The sequence below is a fragment of the Bradyrhizobium sp. Unk1 genome (assembly GCF_059512345.1).
In genome coordinates this window covers 12,663-33,606 of record NZ_JCAMOP010000038.1, presented here as the reverse complement: position 1 = coordinate 33,606, position 20,944 = coordinate 12,663, and the positions used below count along the sequence as shown (strand labels likewise).

Sequence of the window (20,944 nt, the reverse complement as noted above, 5' to 3'; positions counted from 1 at the left end):
AGGTTGCTTTGTAGCTTCCTTAACTGAAGATCACTTTTGGTCAGCAAGTGGCCGGCTGCTCTGCCCCATCTGCTTGGTCAGACCGGCCTCACAACAAGACGCGTCGTCGCGATAGACGTACCGGTCCGGCGGGATTTGGCTAGGTCTTCCACACTGAACGCTTGCGCGCCGCGTTTGACGAGCGCCACCGCGGTGGCCAGGGCGCCGCGGTGATTCTGACCGTTCGCTTCCATGCCTGAGTTGGCGATTCCGTTCGCTGCGCAATACCTGCGCCTCACTTTCGGCCCACCAGCTCCACATTGACTGTGACGACCAGCGCGATCCTGGCAACGCACCTGTCACGCGATCCATGCCGAGCCTCCAGCGCGGACAGCCCGTATGGGCCGACGTTGGCCCTCTTCCTGACGCATGTTGCTATCCGCCATGAGATGGATACAAATCTGAGCGGAATCCGGGGCCGATTTGATGCGGACGACGCTGTGCATACCCTCTCCAGGTGTAGCGCGAACGGGCGACTTATCCATTGACCACCATCTCACCGTCCATACGGAGCCTTGATCGCGTCAAAGACCGTTTCGAACGGACCTGGCGCGATCGTAAGCCACGAGATGATGGCGCAGGGCTCGGCAGGCACTAAAAGCAGCATAATGGGTCTTCCTTCAATCTCACCTCGGACGACTACCATCTGTCGGCATCGATGATCGGATCGGCAGGACAACAGCAAGTGTCGTACCAGTTGCAAAAAACACTGAAAGTCAGTCGAAAGTAATGGTTTCGCAGACACTTGAAATATCCGCTGATACCGTGGACACGACCACTCCAGACATGGGTCGGGAATACGACAGCCGCCGCTCGGGTGATAGCTGCAGAGAGTTGACCCGGATAAAGACGAAGGCCGCACATCGGGTTGCCACGGTGCTCCATCGGGCACACCTTGCCTGCAGTGGAACGCTAGATCACTTCAGCTCGCTCAATGGGACAAAGGCCGCCGCCTTCTTAGGGTCTGCGACCGCTTCCTTCAAAACCTTGAACACTCGCTGGTCGATCGGTGACGATGCCACGAAATCGGCATAGGCCTGCTCCAGCATCGCCTTGCACCGAGCTCTGATTTCCGGCTCTGCGGCACCAGCAAATTGCTCTTTTGCAAAATATTGTCCCATGCGCTTTAAGATGTGAAGGCGCGCGACATTCACGATTTTAGGGTCGTAATCGACGCCAAGTAGCGAAAAAAAGTCCTCCGCCGATGAGGCCTTGCTGAGCCGATCCAGGATACCGGCTGCCGGGGATGAGTTGATCATGGAAATTCTCCTTCGGATTAGCTCTGGACGGTAAATGAGATGAGATGGCGCCTGTTGACTGCTGGCGGGATCAATGGCCAAACCACGATCGAGGCTGACGCTCGTCAGGACGGTCGCCGGACCGGAACTCAGCGCGAGAAGACGCCGATTGGCAGTGCGGGGCGGCTCGCCATGGGGTAGGAGATGACAGCATGTATGCGGAACGGGAAGTAAGATCTGGAGGTGAGATCGCGCCAGGGGATCTGACGTGCGAAAGCTGGACACCGTTCGGGCCCATCAGCGATATCGGACGCCGTCCTTGCGGCGCGTCTGTTTACGTAAACGCTGCTGGACACGGCTTTTCACGCGGGGTGGGTTGCCAGGCATCCGCACACGTCGCGCCAGATCGCCGCCACGGTTTCGCGCTCGACCGGCCGCTTGTGCTCGATGGCATATTTGCGGACTTGCGACAGAATCTGTCTGGCTTGATCGGCGCTGGCGACGAGCTGCAGTTCATCGAGTAACGCGGTGATCGCCCCAAGTCCGGAATGCTTGCCGATCACAAAGCGGTTGCAGCGGCCAAACAAAACGGGATCAAGCGATTGATAGGTGCGTTGATCCTTCAAAAGGCCATCGACATGAATGCCGGATTCGTGCGTAAATACATGCTCTCCGACGATGGCCTTATTCATAGGAATCACACGTGCGGCCGCGGCTGCTACCACCGCAGCGACGTTCTCGAGCTCCGGGAGTATGATGCCGGTCTCGCGACCGTAGAGCTGCTTGAGTGCGACCGCGATTTCCTCGAGCGGGGCATTTCCGGCCCGCTCGCCCAGCCCGATGACGGTCACTGAGGCGTGGCTCACGCCGGCCTTGATAGCGGAGAGCGTGTTGGCGGTCGCGAGTCCGAGATCATCGTGACCGTGAAATTCGAGTTCGAGATCGGTGGTCGCGCGCAAATTCCTTACCAGCACGTAGGTTGCGTCGGGATCGAGCACACTGAGCGTATCTGCAATACGAAAGCGACGCGCGCCCGCGGCTTTTGCAGTTGCCATCAGTCTGATGAGAAAATCGATGTCGGCGCGAGAGGAGTCCTCACCACCGACGGCGACTTCAAGTCCGCGCGCACAGGCATAGCCTACCAATCGCTTCACCCGTTCCAGCGCCAGGTCGCGATGACCACCTAGCTTGGCCGCGATCTGGACATCGGAGGTCGGGATCGACATATTGATCATGGACACCTTTGCTTCGATCGCCGCGTCGACATCCGATTCCCGCATCCGGCACCAGCCTATGGTGGTCAGCGGAAGATCTGCTTCGACAATGGCGCGAATGGCGGCGATCTCCTCGTTGCCCATCGCCGGCGTTCCCGCCTCGATCTCCGTGACTCCGGCCCGTGCCAGCGCCTGCGCGATCGCTAGCTTTTCCTCTGCGGTGAACGCAACGCCGGGTGCCTGCTCGCCGTCGCGTAATGTCGTGTCGTTGAGCACGGTGGGCTTGGCGCGCACCTGGTCGGACCAAGACGACTTTGCGGCGGTGCTAGCGGCAATCACGCGAGAGCTCCTCATTGTTTGACCTACCTAAGCTTCAGCAAATGGATTGTCGTAAATGACGCCTTGCCTATTGCCCCGCCGAGTTCGAACTTTAATGCAGTTGCGGCGCGCCAGGAGGTGAGAATTGTTGCGGAGCACTTGAGCCCGCCGCCGCCTTGGACACATGGTCACTCGCTCGAAACGGCGTCAGCCGCGCCCTCAACCTTCCGCGCGGCTTACCAAATCCTGCGAGGCTTTCTCCGATGATGGTGCGATCGCGGACCCTTGTGGCAGTTCAGATGGCCAGTCGCCGGCAACGACCGGCCGAGCCGCCTGCAACAGAAAGTCGCGCCGGCGCTCGGCCATCCGGCTCTCACCGCTTTCTTCGCCGAAGCAGAGGTTGAAGTCGACACATTGCGTGCACACGGGTGTCGTGCACATCACGAGGCCTTCATCCTCGCAAAGCATGCGGTAGAAGAAGCGCTTCCAGCGCATATTGTTGACATTGCGCAAGGCGAGCGGCGCGAAATGGCGGCCCAGCAGCCGAGAGAGTTCGCCACGATTGCGCAAGCCGAGAGCTTCCCACAGATGGTCTGGCTCAATGGCGCGGCGCGCGATCATCGCAGCCAGCCATCGGCCGATATCCCCTTCAGTCGAGCGTTGCTTGAGCAAGAAATCGCGCAGCATTGCGATCTCGTCGTCCTCTTCGCACTTGAAAGCCGAGAGCTGCTCCGCGAGCTTGATCTCAAGGGAGGGAAAGTACTGCTCCAGCAAGGCCGCCAGTTCAAGGCCCGACAGGCCGGCCTTCTCGGGAAGGGAGCCACCATCCATTGTGGCAGCCGCAAGGATGGACGCCAGGACATGGCGATCGAGATTGCTGTCGACGGCAATATCGGCATCTGCTGGAGGCACACCGGTGAGCAGGCTGTAGATTGCAATTCCCCTGTGCATCTGACTGTTGGCATCAACGGCACAAGCAGCCATCAACGGAAGGAAGTGCGCTTCGGACATAATTTTACGAGTTTCCACAATGGTCAGGCTTGCGCTGCCGCATCCTGGTTTTGATCAGGGTCGATCGTCAGAATGCCGGCCTCCCGGGATGGGGGGTGAGGGAGACCGGCATTCGTCGCGCGCCTTCGCAAGGCCGCGACTCGCGACCTTTACGAGGCCGCGAGCTCGGCGGCGGTCTTGCCGACGATGGCTTCGTCCACGGGCTTCATAATGCCATGCTCCATCAGCATGTCCTCGAGCTCGTCCATGGAGATTGGAGTCGGGATGATGCCCTTGCCGCCATTTTTGTGAACCTTGGTCGCAAGATTGCGATAGTGATCGGCCTGCTTGGAATCGGGTGCATATTCGAGCACCGTCATGCGGCGTAACTCGGCATGCTGCACCACGTTGTCGCGCGGCACGAAGTAGATCAGTTGAGTGCCTAGCTTTTTGGCCAACGCTTCCGCCAGTTCCAGCTCCTTGTCGGTCTGCCGCTCATTGCAGATCAGACCGCCCAGCCGCACGCCGCCAGAGTTTGCGTACTTCAGGATTCCCTTCGAAATGTTGTTCGCGGCATACATCGCCATCATTTCACCAGACATCACGATATAGATTTCCTGCGCCTTGTTCTCGCGGATCGGCATCGCAAAGCCACCGCAAACGACGTCGCCGAGCACGTCGTATGAGACATAGTCAATGTTTTCGTAGGCACCGTTCTCCTCCAGGAAATTGATCGAGGTAATGACGCCGCGGCCGGCGCAGCCGACACCCGGCTCAGGACCACCGGACTCCACGCAGCGAATGTCCTTGTAGCCGACCTTCATTACGTCCTCGAGCTCGAGGTCCTCCACGCTGCCGGCGCTCGCTGCAAGGCTCAAGATCGTGTCTTGCGCCTTGGCGTGCAGAATCAGGCGGGTCGAGTCCGCTTTCGGGTCGCACCCTACAATCAGGATTTTCTGACCCATCTCGGCCAGCGCCGCCAGCGTGTTCTGCGAAGTGGTCGACTTGCCGATGCCGCCCTTCCCGTAGAACGCGATTTGTCTCAGTGAAGACATGTTGCTCTCCATCAACCGGTTTGCCAAAAGTTGCGCGCTTGTTGCGCGCGAGCTTGTTTCTCTCTCAGAAACGGACGCACACGGGTTCAAGGGAAGGAGCACATCGCTCGTCTTACGCGTCGGCGTGCACTCAGCCCTCACTCAGTGTTGCTGCCACTTATTAGCAACCGCCGTGCCAACGCTTGACCACGCTCCTTAAGCTTCTGATTACGTTTCTGAAAACCAACTAGCCGGTGAGCAAGGTACTGGCTGTTTTGGATCTAACAGGATCTGCGCGGCTGTCAGAAAGCTAACAAAGGACCACAACCATCAACGCGAAAAACCTGTTCCGATGCCTTCAGGTGTGGAATGGAACTTGCTCCGATTTGACGACCGTGAATATGCCGGTCGGGCCCGAAACCTGGCGCATCAGCGGCGAGGTTGCATACATTGGTACGGGGCTTGGGCTGACTTTGGAGATGATCGGCAAGAAATTGAACAGGCTCCCGAAGCAGCCGCGCCGTACGAATCGTTCAGCTCAGCGCGCCGACATAGGTATGTCGTGACGACAATCATCTTCTATCAGAAGCCCGGCTGCGCCACTAACGCGCGTCAGATTCAAGCGCTGAAGTCAGCCGGGCACGACGTGATCCCCCAAGACATCTTGAAGGAGCCATGGGATGCGGAGGAATTAAGCGGCTTCTTCGGCAATATGCCCGTCGGCTCCTGGTTCAACCGAGCTGCAGCACGTATCAAGTCAGGCGAAGTCAATCCCGACACTATCGACGCGGCAAGCGCACTCGCATTGATGGTGGGCGATCCGCTCCTGATACGACGACCGCTGATCGACGTAGACGGGGCACGATGTGCCGGACTCGATCATGAGCCCGTGCTGTCGCTGCTTGGCCGCAAGATGCAAGATGATCTCGAGGGATGCTTGCACGAAGCAAACCCCACGCCCTGTCCGCAGACCTGAGGAAACCAAGGAGCGTCCCCCAGCCCCATCAAACAAGCCAAAGATGACGTTTCCCACTTCCGGCTTCCTTAACGGGCAATAGGCGACGGCACCCTCGCTGAGACGGCGCGCGCGAGTGGCTGCTCCGTTCGCCTATGTTGCGCTCGAATGCCGCGCTTCTCGCCGTTGTGAGAGGCCGCGACAGTTCCCGCCCTTATCGCGCATCACGTCCGCGGCCTGGATCCGATCAGAGCACCAGGCCGAGAGGCGGTTTCTTGAAGAGACTCGGCGCTCTTGACTTGAATAACGATCAGAACAGATATCCAGGCTTCGCGGCCGTGATCCTTATGCAACTTAGCGGCATAATTTCGCTCTGCCCATTCCCATTTTGATCGGCATCAAATCCTCCGCCATTCCCCGTGTGTGACAGAGATCTCGCGCGGCTCTTCGCGCGACTTTTGGAATGGAGAATTCGATGAGAACAAGGACAGTTCTGACGAGGGCATCACTCCTCGCGTTAGCAACCTCGTTGGCCAGCATCCCGGCACAGGCTGCAGATCTGGGCCGGGCGCCGATCTACTATAAAGCGCCCCCGATCGAACCCTTCAATCCATGGATGATCCGCCTGCGCGTGCTTGGCGTTTTGCCGAATACTGCAGGCAGCTCAGTCAGCGTCGCCGGGGCGCCCTCGCTGTCCTCACCAAGTTCTGGGCTTTCCATCAGCGATCAAGCCATACCCGAGCTCGACATCACCTATTTCTTCACAAAAAACGTTGCCGCCGAACTCATTCTCGGCGTGACTAGCCATCACATCAGCGGCAATGGCGTGCTCACTGGCCTCGATATCGGCAACGCCTGGCTGTTGCCGCCAACACTGACCCTGCAATATCACTTCACCGATTTCGGCGCGCTCAAGCCCTATATCGGCGCGGGCATCAACTACACCGCATTCTTCAACCAATCGGCAGCCAATACGTCGCTCGCCGGGCTTGCCGTTACGGATTTGCGCATCAGCAACCAATTCGGCGCGGCGGTCCAATTCGGCTTCGATTACATGCTTGATCGTAACTGGGGCCTCAACTTTGACGTGAAGAAGCTATGGCTGCGGCCGGAGTACTCTGCGACCGTAAACAATGCGATTGCCGTCACCGGGCGCGCCAACATCGACCCATGGCTCGTCAGCGGCGGCGTCGCTTACAAGTTCTGACGCTAAAACAGGATCAGAAAGGGGACTCCGTTTCATCAACCCGGCCGCTGCGAGCTCATCGAGCGCGTACCATAACCTGAGTAGTGCAAGCAGAGCGAGATGACGCGTCAAGGACGCGTCATTTCGCAAGACGCGGGAAGCCATTCGCAGCACTGCTCTCGTTGTGAGCTACGGATCACGCAGCATGGAGTGCCGGTACACAAACAGATCGACCCAGCATATGTTCATATTATTATCTAGTCGCGCGTTGCAAAGGCGCCATTTGCCGACTGGGCCGAAGAAGAAAGGCGGCACGCCGCGCAAAGTCAATGACTCGCTATTCTCCCATCCGGGGCGTGATGGCTACGCACAACCTCAGACGATCTGAGCTCTGAGCGGCCAGCTCATCGCCGGACAAGCCGTCGATGCTTGCTAGTCCGGGTAAGTGGCCGCTAATCGAAGCCTCTAGCTTCGCTTTAGCACCATCACAAGGCGGTCGACACGTTTGCCTTGCTTGAGGTGGGAGTCTACGATTTCGTCAACATCCTCAGGCGTGGTCGCGCGATACCACACTCCGTCGGGATAGACGACCATCAAGGGACCAGAGTTACAAAAGCCAAGGCAGCCTGCCATCGTGAAGCCAATATCGTTGAGGCCTTGCGCTTCGATCGCCTTGGCCATTCGATCCCACAGGGCTTGCGCGCCGGCGGCGCCACAGCTGCCGTGCGGATGAGTTGGCGGACGCTGCGTGTTGCAGGCAAAGACATGATGCCTATAAAGTTGAGGAAGCTCGAATTCGGTTTCTGAGTTCATGCGCCTATCCTGTGATCAATGGAATTCAGCTGAGCAGAGACAAGATGCGAGCACATCGCCCCCACAATCTCTTACGATTAAACGCCGCATCGACCAATTGATGCTAATGATTCCCACTCGCGCTTGCCAAAGCAGGCGAAATGAGCGGGCGCCATAGTGATTGTCGTCGTTGAAGATCAGCGATAGATATCTTCGCGTCCAGAGCAGCCTCCTAGATCAATTCCAACCTCTTCTGCCCTCATCGCGATCTTTCTGCTCCCTCATCACTTCCTCACCATCCAACTTCTCCAAAGCAAGTTGCACACCAGATGCGTAACGTTCGTTTCTGCAACGATCCCTTGCTTTGCGCGACTCACAATTATTGCGAAGGTTGCGACAATGTCGTTCGCTTCTGTTTCGGACACGACAAACCTCGCATAGCGTTTGACCCTTCACCCTTCTGCAGTTCGTACGCAGACTAACGGAGAATCTCAGTTATTTTGCCCAGCTCTTGCGCTATCATATCTTGGAATGAGCAGTGATCTTCGTGGCACTCGAGCCGCCTAGTGAGGAGATCGAACGTGCGGTGAATCGAGCGCCGTGTTCTGCCATGGGTGATCGGCTGGCCGCATTGACCGGCGCGAGCCCACCGCATCTTCCTCGCCCTGAAGCTGGACGTTGCGTTCCGCCGCTGCCCATCTATCGTTTGCTCAAGAGATAGCGCTGTCGCGAGAGCCCAACGAGGCAGGGATGAATCGCCGAGCCACCTTTGAAGCTGCAGACCAAGCCGGTCGCAATCCCCGTCGGCAGCAACGTTAAACCGCAACACAGCGGCCCCAGATTGGGACCACGCTTCGCACGATACGCGTCAAGACGCGCTTGCAGCGGCAAATGCGGAACAAAGAACACGTGCCCATGAATGCATTTGCTCCTAACCGGCCCTAACTGACGATGGTGGCGCCATTCGGTAAGAGCCTAGCACGAACCGAGGTTTGGCATGGCAGTTGAAGCGGAGGCAATAACGCCAGCTGCGCCGGCCGGCCTTCTGACGCAGGATCATCATTCCTCCTGTCCAAACGGACCTGTCGGCCCTGGTCCCCATTCTCCAAGCCCAGACGATACCCTCGGCGAACTTCCTGCCGCCGGGGGCATTTCCCGCTCAAACATATCGCCGGGGTAGAAAGCATGTCCCGCCTGCCGGCTCGATTTGACGAGCCAGCGCAAGAGCAGCTTGTTGGTGCTGCGGAGGTCGCGGAGTACAAGGTCGCAATCCGACGAGGTGCCCGTTTTGTCTCACAAATCACACACTGTGACACGCATCCGCCAACGCTCACGAGTACAATGGCCTCATCCGAAGGCAAAGCGCCTCAGGCAGCTTGAGCACAACAAAGCGATAGGCCCGTTAGTCCGGATGGATCGTGATATCCATCATTTCGTCGCTGTCCCCGAAGGGGTCGGCAAACCGATCGTCCTCGAGCAGCTTGACGCCGCACAGGCAGACGTCACCTTCGATTACGGCGAGCGCTACCGGCTCAAGCGATTGTCCATCGCAAGGGCCGTCGATGCACATCCCAGTGTCGATCTCAAATCTTGCACCGTGCCGGCCGCATCTGAGAAAGGAGCGATCCGCCGAGAAAAACGCACCGGAGCCGATGTTGAGCCAGACGCTCTCATGCGGACAGCGATTGACGTAACCGAAATAGTCATTGCCGAAGGTGCGCACCACAATAATTGGAAACGGTCGGCTCTCGCCCCAATCATCAATCCGCAACAGGCTAAAGCCCATGGCCTCACTCCGCTCGATGGCATCGGCCGGACAGACGGCAAAAACCTCGATGTGACCGCTCATCAGGTTGCCGATTATAGGTTCGCTCATCCCGGCCTCGCAGTTTCCTGCTTGAAGGCTTGGATCGCAGTCCGGCTCAGCTGAAACATCCCACGGCCACGAGCGAGAGGTCGGTAAGCTGAGTTGGCACGGGTGTTGAGGACGTCAAACCACTGGTTCGGCGTGAGCTTCGCCGGACGCTCGCTGATTTGGATCACTCTTCCGTTCGGAGCGAAGCGGACGTGGATGATGACTTGTTGCGAGTTCATACCGATCCCCTGTTTTGGTAACTAAAGATCCTGAGCGACACCGAGAATCTCGACCGTGATGTGCTTGGTTTGGGGCACCTTGACGCGTAGGCTCTCAAGCCGCGCCTTGAACGCCCGCCTTCTCCGCTATCGAGTAGATCTTCTTCGCGCTCGCTTGGAGCATTTCTCTTGCGGCTTTAAGACGAGTGCATGCCGCCAGCGGCATCCGGGGCGCTCCAGCCATGTGGATCACGATGTCTCCGACGACGCAGCGACAAACGACGTATCCTCGGTCCGGTTGCTCATCTCTCGCGATGAGAAACACCACGCTCATCGCAATTCAATCCTCGTTCTTCCGCGTCGTGGATGACGAGCATCTCAGTAAATCGCGGCACCCGCTCCCACGTTTATCGACGCATCTTTCATGGTCTCGACGATGAACTCGATCTGCTTGTTCGTGAGATGGGTGTGAAACGGAAGGGCAAGAGCGCGATCTGCTATTTTTTCCGCAACCAGGAAATCGCCACGCCGATAGCCGAAGTCAAAGTAGTATCGTTGCAAGTGCAGGGGTTGGCTATAGGCGGCGGATTCAACCTGCGCGACGCGCAGATCATCGATAATGGCGTCGCGCCCCGATCGCGTGAAGCGTGTCCCCAGATGAACGAGATAAAGCAACCAGTTCACCTCGCTCACATTGGGGCCAACATAAGGCGGCTTGATGCCCTCAAATGATTGCATATGCGCGTTATAAAGCTGCTCGATGAACCGACGCCGCTCCAGGATTTCATCGAGACGCTTGAGCTGCGCTAGGCCCAAGGCAGCCGTGAGATCGCTCATGCCGGCCTGATAAGGCGCCGTGCTACCGACAACAACGGAAGAGCGCTCGTCCAGGCGATGGGCGCAATGGCGACGCAAGCCGAGCGCGATGTCGATATCGTCGGTCACCACCATTGCGCCTTCGCCACAGGTTAGGGCCACCGGCTGAGCAAAGTCGAACACCGCGAGGTCGCCAAACCGGCCGACGAGCTCACCCTTGTAGCTCGATCCGATCGCCTCGGTGGAATCCTCCAAAAGCAGCAGCTGATGGCGCCGCGCGACCGCGCGCAGCTCCGACCATGGCGCTGGATGACCGTTGGGATTGCCGGCGACAATCGCCCGCGTGTTGGCCGTGATGCGCTCTTCGGCCTTCGCTGGGACTAATGCTCCCGACCAATAGTCGACATCTGCAAATACCGCTCGTGCGCCTGCGAGACTGATGGCATGCGCGGTCTCACGAAAGGAGTATGGCGAGGCGATAACCTCATGCCCCGGGCCAATGCCGAGCGCCCTCAGCGCAAGGAGAAGCCCGATGGTACCACTCGAGACCGCAACAGCATATTTGCGGCCAAGATAGGCGGCGAAAGCGCGCTCAAACGCCTCAGTAATCCGCCCGTTGGAGATTTGCGGCGAACACAGCAGCGTTTCAACGGCAGAAAGCTCGGCGAAGGTGATATCGGGATCGGACAGTGGAATGAATGATGTATTCTCCTCCACAGTGAGCGCGCCATCAAGCCGATACTCTGCTAGTTCAGTGCTCACCGCCCAACATTCCTTTTGGCCAATACGATGCCGGTCGCCCGCGTCGGATCGGCCGTAATCTGCACGCAGTGATCCGATCGATCGATCAGATGAAGGTCGAAACGCGGAAACTGCCGGAACGGCTGATCCGCCACATCCGACGCATCACAGCGCACCCAAGCAAGCTGCGGAAAGCGGCGCCGCAGCTCGACAAACGGATCCATCTCGGCGACATCGGCTGCAAGCAGCCGCTCGATTTCGATCACTTCCTCCGCGGTGAGCGCCATCGTGGCTCCTCTATGACTGCTGAAAGGCGGGCCATCATTGCCAAAACAGACGCTCCGGATCCGCATTCAATTCGTCAATTGCAGAGGTCAGCCGATGGTAAAGGCTGTAAAATTCCCAGATCCCTCGCGCGTGGTTCTTGCGAAACAGCTTCCAGACTCCGCTCACGCCATCATAAAGAATCAGCGCGACATCGATGAGAGCGCCATCCTTGTTGATGTTGCGCGAGCAACATGGGCTCTCGACGAGATAGCCGCCCCTCACCGGCGTCACGTTCGGCGAGACGTAGAGATAGCACTTGCGCGAGCTCAAGCCGCGCTCGATCCGTTTGCGATCGAGCTCGTTGGGGTGAGGCACCAGCCCGGCCTTTATCTTTCTCATCAGCGCAGCATTCATGGCGAAAGCCTCCATTCAAAGTACTGCGATTTCATCTTCAAGACAGCCGATGAGCAGCTGCTTACCAAAATCCACAATGTAGATCGGCACGTTCGCTTCGGTATGGATCGCGACGTTGGTGATCTCACCGGTCGCTCCAGCGGCGAGCAAGACTCCTTCGGGCTCCGTATCAGGAAATGAGTCGTCGTTGATGAGGTCGACTGCGGTCTTGACCCGCTGGCCACGTCGATATTTCGGAAAGCCGGGCTGCGTCATGACTCCTCCGGCAGTGGCAGATCATCGATCTCCTCGCAGGCGTCCACCGGCTCTAGTTCCTTGCGCTTCATGCCAACGCGGTAGCCGCTTTCCAGATACTCGACGCCGTAGATGTAGAATTGCTGCAGGAACGTGCCGATCGATACGACGTAACCCACCTCTCCCTTCTTGACTAAAACGTCGCCAATCTCCTTGCCGCGATAGGTGCCATCATTGCGGATGGTGCGACTGGCTCGCACCTTTTGGCCAAAGCTGAAGATAGGCGGCTCGCTGAGCTCGATGACGTCGCTGTCGCGAACGATGCTGTTCATGTATCGCTCCTCATGGATCGCTCCTTTAGAGATGCGGGGAGCCGCCTCGCCCACCGCAGGCGAGATCCTGCATCACTTCATCCTCGCGCGGCATCGTCGGTCACATCGACGATGGCAGCGCTGCCGAAGGCCGCTTTCGGCATCGCGAAGCGCCTTTGGACCACCGCGCGGAATGCAATGCCCGCTAGGCCCGTGCTGCCGACCGGCTACAGCACGATCGCAGGGCAATCCAGCGCAGTCCTCGTCCGTGATGGAAGATCGCACGTCGGCGCCTGCGCCGCCGCCAACGCGCAGCACGAAGCTTATGACGCTTTCAGAACCAGCTCTTGTCATGCCACTCATGGGCCTCACGCTTTAGGTTGGCGCCTGGTAGCGAGGCAAGGATGTGTCAACCACGCAGGTATTGTCGACCGGACAGGCGGCGAGACATTGCGGCTCGTCGAAATGGCCAACACATTCAGTGCATTTCGCCGCCTCAATGACGAAGCTCGCCCCCTTCTCCGAGATGGCAACGTTCGGGCATAAGGATTCGCAGGCTGAGCAGCTCGTACACTGCGAGGCGATGATCTTGAATGGCACATATTTCCCCTTACGCTACGGAGATCAGAGATCCTTGCCGGACCGCGGCGTCGCCGCGCTGCACGTGCTGGATCTCCCCGCGTTTCACCTTGTCCAGATAGGATTTGAACCAGGCGATCGCCGACTTCTCAATGAACTCATGGGCGTATTGATCGACCGGCTCGATCCCCGCCCTGATCAGACTGCTTTTCGGACAGCCGCCGATCTTGGACACGAAGACCGCATGGCAGTCATGGATGCCACGCATGATGGCAGAAAGCCTGTCCTCCTCGCCATAACCGCCCTGGCAGTAAACGTCCACGCGGCGGTGGCCGACGAATTTGGCGCCAGATGTAGAAAGTTCGTACACCTGAAATTCCTTTGCATGCCCAAAGTGCTCGTTGATCAACCCCGAGCCCTTGGTTGCGACGGCAACTAAAAGAGTGATCGCGCTCATCTCTCCGGCAAATTCCGCAAGCTCCTTTTGGGTGGCCGCGACTTTGGCGGCACGCTCATCCTCTACCCTGTCCTGATAACCCTTGCGCATCTCTAAGTCATATTGGACGTCCATTTTCATGACCTGATCGGTGGTGAACTCTGCGCTGCGATCCTCTCCGAGTAGACCAACCGCATCGGCGCGGCACTGGCGGCAATGCCGCATCATTTTTATCTCCCCTTCACAAGCATCTTGCAGCGCCTTCAATTCCCACGCAGTCGGTCCGCGCTGACCGTTGAGGCCAAATGCCGTGCCGTGCTCGGGCGCGGAGATCAGTGGCATGATATTGTGAAGGAAGGCACCGCGCGACTTCACCGCCTTGTTGACCTCGACCAAGTGGCGGTCGTTGATGTTTGGGATCATCACCGAGTTGACCTTGCACAGGATGCCCCGTTCGCTAAGCATCTCGAGGCCTTGCAGCTGGCGATCGGTGAGTATCCTTGCCGCGTCCATGCCGGTGTAGCGCTTGTGGTTGAAGAAGATCCACGGGTAGATCTTGGCGCCGATTTCGGGATCGACCATGTTGATAGTGATGGTGACGTGGTCAATTTTCGACCTGGCGATGGTATCAACGTGGTCCGGCAGAGCCAGTCCATTGGTTGACAGGCACAGCTTGATGTCCGGAGCCGCCTTGGCGACCAGCTCGAACGTCTTGAACGTCTTTGCTGGATTGGCCAGGGGGTCGCCGGGGCCAGCGATGCCAAGGACCGTCATCTGCGGAATGGTGGTCGCGACCGCGAGCACTTTTCTTACCGCCTGCTCAGGCGTGAGCTTCTCGCTCACCACACCCGGACGCGATTCATTGGCGCAGTCGTATTTTCGGTTGCAGTAATTGCACTGGATGTTGCAGGCAGGCGCGACCGCGACATGCATTCGGGCGTAATGATGATGCGCTTCTTCGCTGTAGCAGGGATGGTTCTTGACCTTTTCCCAGATTTCGATCGGCAGATCGCCTTGCCCTGCCTGCGAGCCGCAGCTCGCCTGCCCGGTCTTGGCCGAAGCGCGGCAGCCCTTATGCTCGGCGGCGGGCTTCATCTTGCCGTTATCCCCTGCAGCTTTGACATATTTTCCGCGTCCGACGACCGCGTTCATTTTCATTTTTCCCTGCAGGCATCATCGGCCTCCCAGGACCATCCGTGAGCGAGCCTCAAGAAGCTGGGTAGCAACTTGCATGCCATGGCGGAGACGATGAAATTGCAGCCATACGCCAACGAGTTAGCGGAAACGATCGGCGCTAGCGCATGTAAGAACATGCAATGATGCGCTTGTTGACAATGCGACAGTTACGTCGTCATTCTCACGCAGCGCTCCATGGCTTGCGCATTCTTCTCGCGCTGCGCTCGCCGGAACCCGGCTCCATCTGAAGGGGTCTTCTCGCGTTGCGGCTCTCGCAAATAAGTCGATACAAGCTGGGGGATTCGGGCTTCACAAGGACGCTAATGGGTGATCAGTATCTCAACCGCGCAAGGGATCTCAATCGCAAGCGGTGTAAGGCCTTGCTCGAGTAGAAACCGGAGCTCGTTGCGAGAGAGCGCGTCTGGATCAACGATCGCATAGTGGGTGTCGGCCGAGCGCTTGATGATCTGCCGGGCATAGCTACGCAACAGCTGGTCATTGAAGCGACAGCCGATGAACAGAAAGGTCTGTCCGATTCGCCTTTCCTTGATGATGTCCGGAATTGGCGTCTGAATGTCGATTTCGGTCAACGCCTCGACATAGTCAGCGTCGGAGATAAGGAAGTTGTTGGCCGGCTGCACGCTGCCATGCGGCTTGTACAACACCGTCGCCCAGCTGCCGGCCACGGCACTGTCGACCTCTTGGCCAAGTGAATCGTAAAAGCGATACCAGCGATTCTCGCCAATGCCGATGCGGGTGATACCCTGCACTTCGCCCCATCCATCGCGCTTACCCAGCGCCGCGCGCATGGCGGCATCATACCAGGCGTCGACTATGACGGGCAGCGACAGGGACGCAAGATGATGGTGCAACCGCGTCGGCTCGACCGGCCGAGCGAAGGCCTGCGTCATCAATGCCGTCACGGAGGACCGGTGTTTGCTGATCTCGACATGCTGCGCCGACGCCCACGCATTGCCCCTAGCCCGCCGCGGCAGCGCAACCTTGCTCGCGAAGAAGCTGGCCAACGCCTCTGGCGTGGTCGGCATATCGGATCTGCACAATTCGGCGAGGCCAGGACCGAGATAGGGAATGACGCTCGCGGCCCTCAGGCCGGCAGCGATGTCCACGAGCGTCGCCTTTGCATCGGCAGCATCGACAAAGTCGATCTGCGGGGGCGCCTTCACGGATCGCCCCCGTTTTCGCCCCGTTTTTTAGCGTTGATTGTGATCGGTAGTGGTGTGTCGCTCGCCATCTCGGGCAAATCGAGCACCCAGCCATTAGCTACTTTGATCCAGCCGCCCCATAGCGTCTCGTACTCGGATTCCACGATCGGCTCTTCGAGATCCTTTTTTGGCACGTAGATCGACAGGCCCGCGTCCGGAGACCGGCGGATCATGATTTTCACGAGGTCTACTCCCTGACTGCGACGGGGGAGGTGGCGCGCAGGCGAGCCGCGATGTCGGACACTGCGCACACGACCTCATCGACCTCCGCGAAGGAGGTTTCACGCGACAGGGAAAAGCGCACCGCGCCACGCATCCGCCACGCGGGCACCTGCATGGCCCGCAGAACATGGGATGGCTGCATTGAGCCGGCGTTGCAGGCTGATCCGAGCGACACGGCAATGCCCGCCCTATCGAGATGGTGGGCGATGGCTTCGCCTTCGAGATGATCGAAAGCAATATTGGCCGTGTTCGCTAATCGATTGCTGATATCGCCGAGCGCGACGCACTCGCCATTGTGCAAAATTCCCTGCTCAAGGCGATCGCGCAATGCGCCAATGCGAACGCGCTCCGGTTCGAGCCGCTCCGCCGCAAGCTCGGCGGCCTTTCCCAGGCCGACAATGCCAGGAATATTCTCAGTTCCGCCACGGCGCCCTCGTTCCTGTGATCCGCCGCAGATCAGCGGCCGGAATTTTGTCCCTGTGCGCAAATATAGCGCGCCGATCCCCTTGGGGCCGTGCAGTTTGTGCCCGGATAGCGACAGCATGTCGATCGCACTGTCCTTTAGGTTCACGGGCACCTTGCCGACGGCCTGGACCGCATCGGTGTGAAACAGCGCGCCCGCCTCACGGGTCAACCCGGCCAGAAACTCCACGGGAAACAGCGTTCCGGTCTCGTTGTTGGCCCACATAACCGAGGCAATCGCGGTGCGTGGCCCGAGTGCGCCGCGAAACGCCCCGATGTCGAGCCGGCCGCGGGCATCTACGGGTACGATGTGCGTCTTGACTCCTCTTGTCGCCAATTGCTCGGTTAGCGCAAGAACGGCGGAGTGCTCTACCGAGGTGGTGACGATCTCGTCGCGGTCTTCCTGCATCGCAAGCGCAGAGAGGACCGCGGCATTATTGGCCTCGGTCCCTCCCGAAGTGAAAACAATTTCATGATCGTATGCGTTCCCTAGCAGGGTGCGCAAGCTACGCCGGGCCTGCCTCACAGCGACTGCGACCTCGCTGCCAAAGGCATGCGTGGACGAAGCATTGCCGAATTGCTCGGTGAAGAACGGCAACATGGCTTGCACCACGGATGGATCGGTCCGCGTCGTTGCATTGTTATCGAGGTAAATCGGCACTCGATTTTCGCTCAATCCACTGCCTCGCCTGCAGCAGCGACGGGGATTAGGCGGACAAATTCGCCGAGTTTATCGACCAGCCGAGCCTGAATGCCTTTCAGCGTCACGCTCGAAAGCTTACACAACGTGCGGGCACCGGTCTGGCTGACCATGCCCCTGCTGCCATCGATCCCGATCAGGTGACAGTCGCCACCGTCGCGTTGCAGATTGGGTCGGATCTCTTCGATTGCGCCGCGAATGCGACGCTCTCGGTCTGTCGCAGTGGACGACGACTGCCTCAGTTCTCCTGGTTCGGCCGGCATGCTTCGATGTCTCCTTCTCATCAGCTGAGCGATTTGTTTCATCAGCTGAACGATTTTCCGCATGAGCAGTTCGCGCTAGCGTTCGGGTTGTGAAAGGTAAAGCCAGAACTCTCCAGTGCCATCACGAAATCGATGGTCGTGCCGATCAGATGCTCACAGCTCTTGTTATCGACGAACACCTTCAGCCCGTTGCATTCGAGCACGGTGTCGTCAGGCTTCGGTTCTTCGACCAGACCCATCTTGTATTTCAATCCATTGCAGCCGCCCGCTTCGATCATGACGCGCAGACCGCCGGTCGGGTGCGTCGACGATGAAATCGCGCTCTTGATTGCATTCACCGCGCTATCCGTCAGGTTGATCACGACTTTCCCTCATCAGCTTGGATCTAGCTGCTAGGGGCAAGTCACGTGCCAGCGCGCAGACGCTTGATGATGCTCACTTTTTCGGATCGCGCCTGTTGGCGTCGAAACCGGTGTCGGGTTCCCGACAAGGCTCCTTGAGGTGATCGCAGCCACTGACGCGTTTTCTTTCTAAGCTACGGCGAAGGCCCCTATTCATGCGGCGGCAAGCAATTTGCATCGCATCTGCCACCGGCCAAGGCGTCGGAGAAGAGCTAGATCGAGGCAGACTTTAATGACTGCAATCGAGAACACCGCACTCGGCAAACTTGAGAAGGAGGGCCGCCTGCTCAACGCCGTACTCAAAGGCGGGACTACCAAGCCGGGCCGGTTCGGCTTTCGCGGCGACGTGGCACTAAAATTCCAGACTCAGGTCGCGGACGAGAAACGGCCGCCAGACTATTCGATTGAGCAGGTGTTGACGATCGCGCAGGACGGCGAACGCACTATTCCGGTGCTGGCCGGCTACCTGCATTCCTTCGCCTATCTTGCTGACATCGCAACCGTCCTTGACGGCGCCTTAAGCCCAACCGGCAGCTACTTCATGTTCTGCAACAACATTGATTTATTGGCGAAGTACCGAGTGAAGTTGGGTGATATTAGCTTCAACGTCCTACCGTGCGATGAATCCACGGTTTGGAAGGAGATGATGGACCTGGTCGGGCTCAACAAGGACGAGATCAAGAAGCTCGATCCGGGCGGCAAGCTTGATTACCTCCTCGATGCCGCAAAGGATCTCGACCTGTCCTATGAGGAGATCTCGTACGACGACGGGCTAAAGAGGATGGAGCCCGTGAAAAACCGCAACGAGAACCGGCCGGTCTGAGCGCGGTCTTCAGTTGTTGGCCGATGCATCGTCTTCGACAAGATGCACACCAACGACGCAGATATCACCATCCAGAACTGCCAACGCTATCGGCGTGAGCGCTCTACCTTGACATGGACCTTCGACGCACCGGCCGGTGCCGAGTTCGAAGGTCGAACCATGCTTGCCGCACATCAGCCGGATACCGTATGGATCGAGGAATTCGTTCCGCTCCCAGTCCAAATTGACGCCGTTGTGCGGGCATTTATTGGCGTAGCCAAGCACCTTTTTGCCCCAGCGCACCACAATGATGGACCAGGGCCGGTGATTGCCGTGATCATCGACGACTATAAGGTGGAATCCCATGGCCTGGCGGCTCGGAATGTCGTTAAAGCCGCAAATCGCATAGATGGCATCTGGCTGCATTCATCGCTCGTTTATTGCAAGAGTTTCTTCATTGTCGTTGTGCAATCAACGTGCAAGGACCGTACTCAAGCATTCTGCACCATTTGCCGAATGACTACATGCGGTAGCTGGTCGTTGCTGCGCGTTCTGGCCACGGCAGTGGCAAGCCCGTTACGGGCCTCGTGTCGCGTATCCCACCGCGGCATCGTGAGTGCCTTCGGAGAAAGGTTGGACGGTCGTTTCAGCCGCCAGGGCGCCGCGGCGAGCGTGCGCCCCCGTTGAAGTAACACCGTTGGGCCCGGCATAGAACGGTCGAATGTCCTTCCTTTCAGGCCCGGTCCTGCTATTGCAGCCAATTTATTCCATGTGCATTCCACTAAGAGCGCGCTCCAGGTAAAATGAAGGGTCGTCGTCCGAGGAATCCGTCTGAGGACCGCCATCACTGCCCTCCGCTTTCGAAAGATACTTCGTAGGCTTGCCTACACGCTGCCACTCGTCGTTCTCGTTCTTCGTCCACACTTCGGGATGTTGGTTGGGATCAAGCGCCCAGTGGTTACGACCCACGTGAACAAAACCCATCTCCGCTAGACGAGGTTCCACGCCCGTTAGGGCCGGTCGCGACAAGATCAGCGGATGGTCCCCGTCCTCTCGCAGTTGATGTTCTAGCAAGATATCGCCAGCGTTCTCGACAAGCGGATGAGTCACCCGAAGATCTACCACGGATGTGATATCGTTGCGCCCAAACTGCTGCTGAAAATGGTCTCCTTTAATCCGAGCCGGGCCTCCTGCTCTGAGAAGCCCGACAATTTCGTCGCCCAACCGGTAGCTGTAAAATCGTGCTGGCTTATTTGGATCGTCGTAGGTGTTGGCGTAACTTCCAGCAACCGTCGCTGCGCGCTCAGCCTTCTGGGAGACGAAGTCCGAGTACTCTTCTGGGTTCTCGGAGATGTGCCTGATATCACTGCGCAAGAATCTCTCAACTCCGCGCAAGAAGGAATCTCGGTCTATCTCTCTAATGGGCGCTTCGGAAACGAGAGAGTATGACGCCGCTGGTTCGGATGACGACCCACCTCGCTCCATTCCTGCAACTGTTTCCGCGAACCGGGGACTATCTCCCGCTTCTGACGAATCGTCAGTTTGGTTACCGGTTGTAAACTGGCTGGATGACCCAACGCTTCTGCCATACATGAGAGCGCTCTCCTATCGGCAAAGTTGCACGCAATTGAGCTCGTGCCGTGCAAGCTCTGCCGGCTAGGATATAATTCCTAGCTGACCACAACCTGACCAGAGCACTCTGCCGCTTCGCCGTGACTACCCGACGCACTCTGCGCGTGAGTTACAGATAGTCGCTGCGACAAGCCGCGATCTGTGGGTAGAATCGCACGTAAGATCGCCGGCTGCCGATCGCTCAAAGAGACCGACCTAACTATGCTCTTCGGACTCCATCATGACAGCCACTTCGATGTACTTAGCGCTGAGGGATGCGCGGCTCGCCTTCTACGAATAGACGGACCTTGGAGACGAGTGGTTTGTGAGCAACGGCTATTGTATCGGCATAACATAGCCGGCGCCCAACCATCACCGGGCAATGCTTGCGCTTTAGCTCGCTCGATCTTGCTATTCGATGTTTAATCGAGATCCTTCTGGCGCGCC

The 20,944-nt window shown here is 58.3% G+C and carries 23 protein-coding genes; 3 read left to right on the top strand and 20 right to left on the bottom strand.

The window, feature by feature from the left end:
* Nucleotides 1-956: 956 nt before the first annotated feature.
* The 4 genes from nifW to nifH all read right to left on the bottom strand — a co-directional run bounded on the left by nifW (nucleotide 957) and on the right by nifH (nucleotide 4,854).
* Nucleotides 957-1,298 (bottom strand): nitrogenase stabilizing/protective protein NifW, encoded by a 342-nt coding sequence (gene nifW, locus AC5ZFO_RS35960; protein ID WP_282524057.1) that lies wholly within the window; start codon nucleotides 1,296-1,298, stop codon nucleotides 957-959.
* 341 nt (nucleotides 1,299-1,639) lie between these two features.
* Nucleotides 1,640-2,830, bottom strand: a complete 1,191-nt coding sequence (gene nifV, locus AC5ZFO_RS35955; RefSeq protein ID WP_496123259.1) for a homocitrate synthase — start codon at nucleotides 2,828-2,830, stop codon at nucleotides 1,640-1,642.
* 198 nt (nucleotides 2,831-3,028) lie between these two features.
* Complete coding sequence (locus tag AC5ZFO_RS35950; protein ID WP_496123258.1) at nucleotides 3,029-3,820, bottom strand: nitrogen fixation protein NifQ; 792 nt, start codon at nucleotides 3,818-3,820, stop codon at nucleotides 3,029-3,031.
* Between the two features lie 149 nt (nucleotides 3,821-3,969).
* Nucleotides 3,970-4,854, bottom strand: coding sequence for a nitrogenase iron protein (nifH, locus tag AC5ZFO_RS35945; protein ID WP_091956652.1), 885 nt, complete (start codon nucleotides 4,852-4,854; stop codon nucleotides 3,970-3,972).
* 541 nt (nucleotides 4,855-5,395) lie between these two features.
* On the opposite strand from nifH, the gene AC5ZFO_RS35940 reads away from it, so the two are divergent.
* Nucleotides 5,396-5,809, top strand: coding sequence for an ArsC/Spx/MgsR family protein (locus AC5ZFO_RS35940; protein WP_496123257.1), 414 nt, complete (start codon nucleotides 5,396-5,398; stop codon nucleotides 5,807-5,809).
* Nucleotides 5,810-6,251: 442 nt separating this feature from the next.
* A complete protein-coding gene (locus tag AC5ZFO_RS35935; RefSeq protein ID WP_282524060.1) occupies nucleotides 6,252-6,995 on the top strand; it encodes an OmpW/AlkL family protein in 744 nt (247 codons plus the stop codon).
* 444 nt (nucleotides 6,996-7,439) lie between these two features.
* On the opposite strand, the gene AC5ZFO_RS35930 is transcribed toward AC5ZFO_RS35935, so the two are convergent.
* The 14 genes from AC5ZFO_RS35930 to AC5ZFO_RS35865 all read right to left on the bottom strand — a co-directional run bounded on the left by AC5ZFO_RS35930 (nucleotide 7,440) and on the right by AC5ZFO_RS35865 (nucleotide 18,045).
* Nucleotides 7,440-7,787 carry a (2Fe-2S) ferredoxin domain-containing protein gene (locus AC5ZFO_RS35930; protein ID WP_282524061.1) on the bottom strand — a complete coding sequence of 116 codons (348 nt, stop codon included), beginning with the start codon at nucleotides 7,785-7,787 and terminating at the stop codon, nucleotides 7,440-7,442.
* 1,381 nt (nucleotides 7,788-9,168) lie between these two features.
* Entirely contained in the window at nucleotides 9,169-9,615 is a 447-nt protein-coding gene (locus tag AC5ZFO_RS35925) for a Rieske (2Fe-2S) protein (RefSeq protein WP_282524062.1), read from the bottom strand.
* Between the two features lie 602 nt (nucleotides 9,616-10,217).
* Nucleotides 10,218-11,372: a DegT/DnrJ/EryC1/StrS family aminotransferase gene (locus tag AC5ZFO_RS35920; RefSeq protein WP_496123282.1), complete on the bottom strand. Its 1,155-nt coding sequence runs from the start codon at nucleotides 11,370-11,372 to the stop codon at nucleotides 10,218-10,220.
* A 41-nt stretch (nucleotides 11,373-11,413) separates the two neighbouring features.
* Complete coding sequence (locus AC5ZFO_RS35915) at nucleotides 11,414-11,683, bottom strand: DUF6129 family protein (protein ID WP_282524064.1); 270 nt, start codon at nucleotides 11,681-11,683, stop codon at nucleotides 11,414-11,416.
* 34 nt (nucleotides 11,684-11,717) lie between these two features.
* On the bottom strand, nucleotides 11,718-12,077 hold the full coding sequence (locus AC5ZFO_RS35910; RefSeq protein WP_496123256.1) for a DUF3024 domain-containing protein: 360 nt from the start codon (nucleotides 12,075-12,077) through the stop codon (nucleotides 11,718-11,720).
* A 15-nt stretch (nucleotides 12,078-12,092) separates the two neighbouring features.
* Nucleotides 12,093-12,332 (bottom strand): nitrogen fixation protein NifZ, encoded by a 240-nt coding sequence (locus AC5ZFO_RS35905; RefSeq protein WP_282524066.1) that lies wholly within the window; start codon nucleotides 12,330-12,332, stop codon nucleotides 12,093-12,095.
* The gene (locus AC5ZFO_RS35900; RefSeq protein WP_282524067.1) at nucleotides 12,329-12,643 is read right to left on the bottom strand and encodes a nitrogen fixation protein NifZ; all 315 of its coding nucleotides are present in this window, start codon (nucleotides 12,641-12,643) and stop codon (nucleotides 12,329-12,331) included. Before AC5ZFO_RS35900 ends, AC5ZFO_RS35905 begins: the two co-directional genes overlap by 4 nt.
* Nucleotides 12,644-12,997: 354 nt before the next feature.
* Nucleotides 12,998-13,222: a 4Fe-4S binding protein gene (locus AC5ZFO_RS35895; protein ID WP_282524068.1), complete on the bottom strand. Its 225-nt coding sequence runs from the start codon at nucleotides 13,220-13,222 to the stop codon at nucleotides 12,998-13,000.
* Between the two features lie 10 nt (nucleotides 13,223-13,232).
* Nucleotides 13,233-14,789 (bottom strand): nitrogenase cofactor biosynthesis protein NifB, encoded by a 1,557-nt coding sequence (gene nifB / locus AC5ZFO_RS35890; protein ID WP_496123255.1) that lies wholly within the window; start codon nucleotides 14,787-14,789, stop codon nucleotides 13,233-13,235.
* Nucleotides 14,790-15,133: 344 nt separating this feature from the next.
* Nucleotides 15,134-15,997, bottom strand: a complete 864-nt coding sequence (locus AC5ZFO_RS35885) for an SIR2 family NAD-dependent protein deacylase (protein ID WP_282524070.1) — start codon at nucleotides 15,995-15,997, stop codon at nucleotides 15,134-15,136.
* On the bottom strand, nucleotides 15,994-16,218 hold the full coding sequence (gene nifT, locus AC5ZFO_RS35880; protein WP_282524071.1) for a putative nitrogen fixation protein NifT: 225 nt from the start codon (nucleotides 16,216-16,218) through the stop codon (nucleotides 15,994-15,996). The genes AC5ZFO_RS35885 and nifT overlap by 4 nt, the downstream gene beginning before the upstream one ends.
* Before the next feature lie 5 nt (nucleotides 16,219-16,223).
* Nucleotides 16,224-17,396, bottom strand: a complete 1,173-nt coding sequence (gene nifS / locus AC5ZFO_RS35875; RefSeq protein WP_496123254.1) for a cysteine desulfurase NifS — start codon at nucleotides 17,394-17,396, stop codon at nucleotides 16,224-16,226.
* Nucleotides 17,393-17,683: a NifU family protein gene (locus tag AC5ZFO_RS35870; RefSeq protein WP_282524113.1), complete on the bottom strand. Its 291-nt coding sequence runs from the start codon at nucleotides 17,681-17,683 to the stop codon at nucleotides 17,393-17,395. Before AC5ZFO_RS35870 ends, nifS begins: the two co-directional genes overlap by 4 nt.
* Nucleotides 17,684-17,724: 41 nt before the next feature.
* A complete protein-coding gene (locus AC5ZFO_RS35865; RefSeq protein WP_282524073.1) occupies nucleotides 17,725-18,045 on the bottom strand; it encodes a HesB/IscA family protein in 321 nt (106 codons plus the stop codon).
* A gap of 271 nt (nucleotides 18,046-18,316) precedes the next feature.
* Between AC5ZFO_RS35865 and AC5ZFO_RS35860 the strand changes: the two genes are divergently transcribed.
* Complete coding sequence (locus tag AC5ZFO_RS35860) at nucleotides 18,317-18,907, top strand: hypothetical protein (RefSeq protein ID WP_282524074.1); 591 nt, start codon at nucleotides 18,317-18,319, stop codon at nucleotides 18,905-18,907.
* A gap of 9 nt (nucleotides 18,908-18,916) precedes the next feature.
* Here AC5ZFO_RS35860 and AC5ZFO_RS35855 read toward each other — a convergent pair whose 3' ends face one another.
* Both AC5ZFO_RS35855 and AC5ZFO_RS35850 read right to left on the bottom strand, forming a co-directional pair.
* Nucleotides 18,917-19,312: a Rieske (2Fe-2S) protein gene (locus AC5ZFO_RS35855; protein ID WP_496123253.1), complete on the bottom strand. Its 396-nt coding sequence runs from the start codon at nucleotides 19,310-19,312 to the stop codon at nucleotides 18,917-18,919.
* Nucleotides 19,313-19,648: 336 nt separating this feature from the next.
* On the bottom strand, nucleotides 19,649-20,371 hold the full coding sequence (locus tag AC5ZFO_RS35850; protein WP_496123281.1) for a host specificity protein: 723 nt from the start codon (nucleotides 20,369-20,371) through the stop codon (nucleotides 19,649-19,651).
* Nucleotides 20,372-20,944: the final 573 nt, after the last annotated feature.

Bases quoted from the DNA above. Each gene is read 5' to 3' on its own strand.
- AC5ZFO_RS35850 (WP_496123281.1), bottom strand. From the start codon at position 20,371: ATGGAGCGAGGTGGGTCGTCATCCGAACCAGCGGCGTCATACTCTCTC.
- AC5ZFO_RS35925 (WP_282524062.1), bottom strand. From the start codon at position 9,615: ATGAGCGGTCACATCGAGGTTTTTGCCGTCTGTCCGGCCGATGCCATC.
- nifB (WP_496123255.1), bottom strand. From the start codon at position 14,789: ATGAACGCGGTCGTCGGACGCGGAAAATATGTCAAAGCTGCAGGGGAT.
- nifH (WP_091956652.1), bottom strand. From the start codon at position 4,854: ATGTCTTCACTGAGACAAATCGCGTTCTACGGGAAGGGCGGCATCGGC.
- AC5ZFO_RS35900 (WP_282524067.1), bottom strand. From the start codon at position 12,643: ATGAACAGCATCGTTCGCGACAGCGACGTCATCGAGCTCAGCGAGCCG.
- AC5ZFO_RS35860 (WP_282524074.1), top strand. From the start codon at position 18,317: ATGACTGCAATCGAGAACACCGCACTCGGCAAACTTGAGAAGGAGGGC.
- AC5ZFO_RS35930 (WP_282524061.1), bottom strand. From the start codon at position 7,787: ATGAACTCAGAAACCGAATTCGAGCTTCCTCAACTTTATAGGCATCAT.
- AC5ZFO_RS35935 (WP_282524060.1), top strand. From the start codon at position 6,252: ATGGAGAATTCGATGAGAACAAGGACAGTTCTGACGAGGGCATCACTC.
- AC5ZFO_RS35905 (WP_282524066.1), bottom strand. From the start codon at position 12,332: ATGACGCAGCCCGGCTTTCCGAAATATCGACGTGGCCAGCGGGTCAAG.
- AC5ZFO_RS35950 (WP_496123258.1), bottom strand. From the start codon at position 3,820: ATGTCCGAAGCGCACTTCCTTCCGTTGATGGCTGCTTGTGCCGTTGAT.
- AC5ZFO_RS35870 (WP_282524113.1), bottom strand. From the start codon at position 17,683: ATGCCGGCCGAACCAGGAGAACTGAGGCAGTCGTCGTCCACTGCGACA.
- AC5ZFO_RS35910 (WP_496123256.1), bottom strand. From the start codon at position 12,077: ATGAATGCTGCGCTGATGAGAAAGATAAAGGCCGGGCTGGTGCCTCAC.
- nifW (WP_282524057.1), bottom strand. From the start codon at position 1,298: ATGATCAACTCATCCCCGGCAGCCGGTATCCTGGATCGGCTCAGCAAG.
- AC5ZFO_RS35915 (WP_282524064.1), bottom strand. From the start codon at position 11,683: ATGGCGCTCACCGCGGAGGAAGTGATCGAAATCGAGCGGCTGCTTGCA.
- AC5ZFO_RS35855 (WP_496123253.1), bottom strand. From the start codon at position 19,312: ATGCAGCCAGATGCCATCTATGCGATTTGCGGCTTTAACGACATTCCG.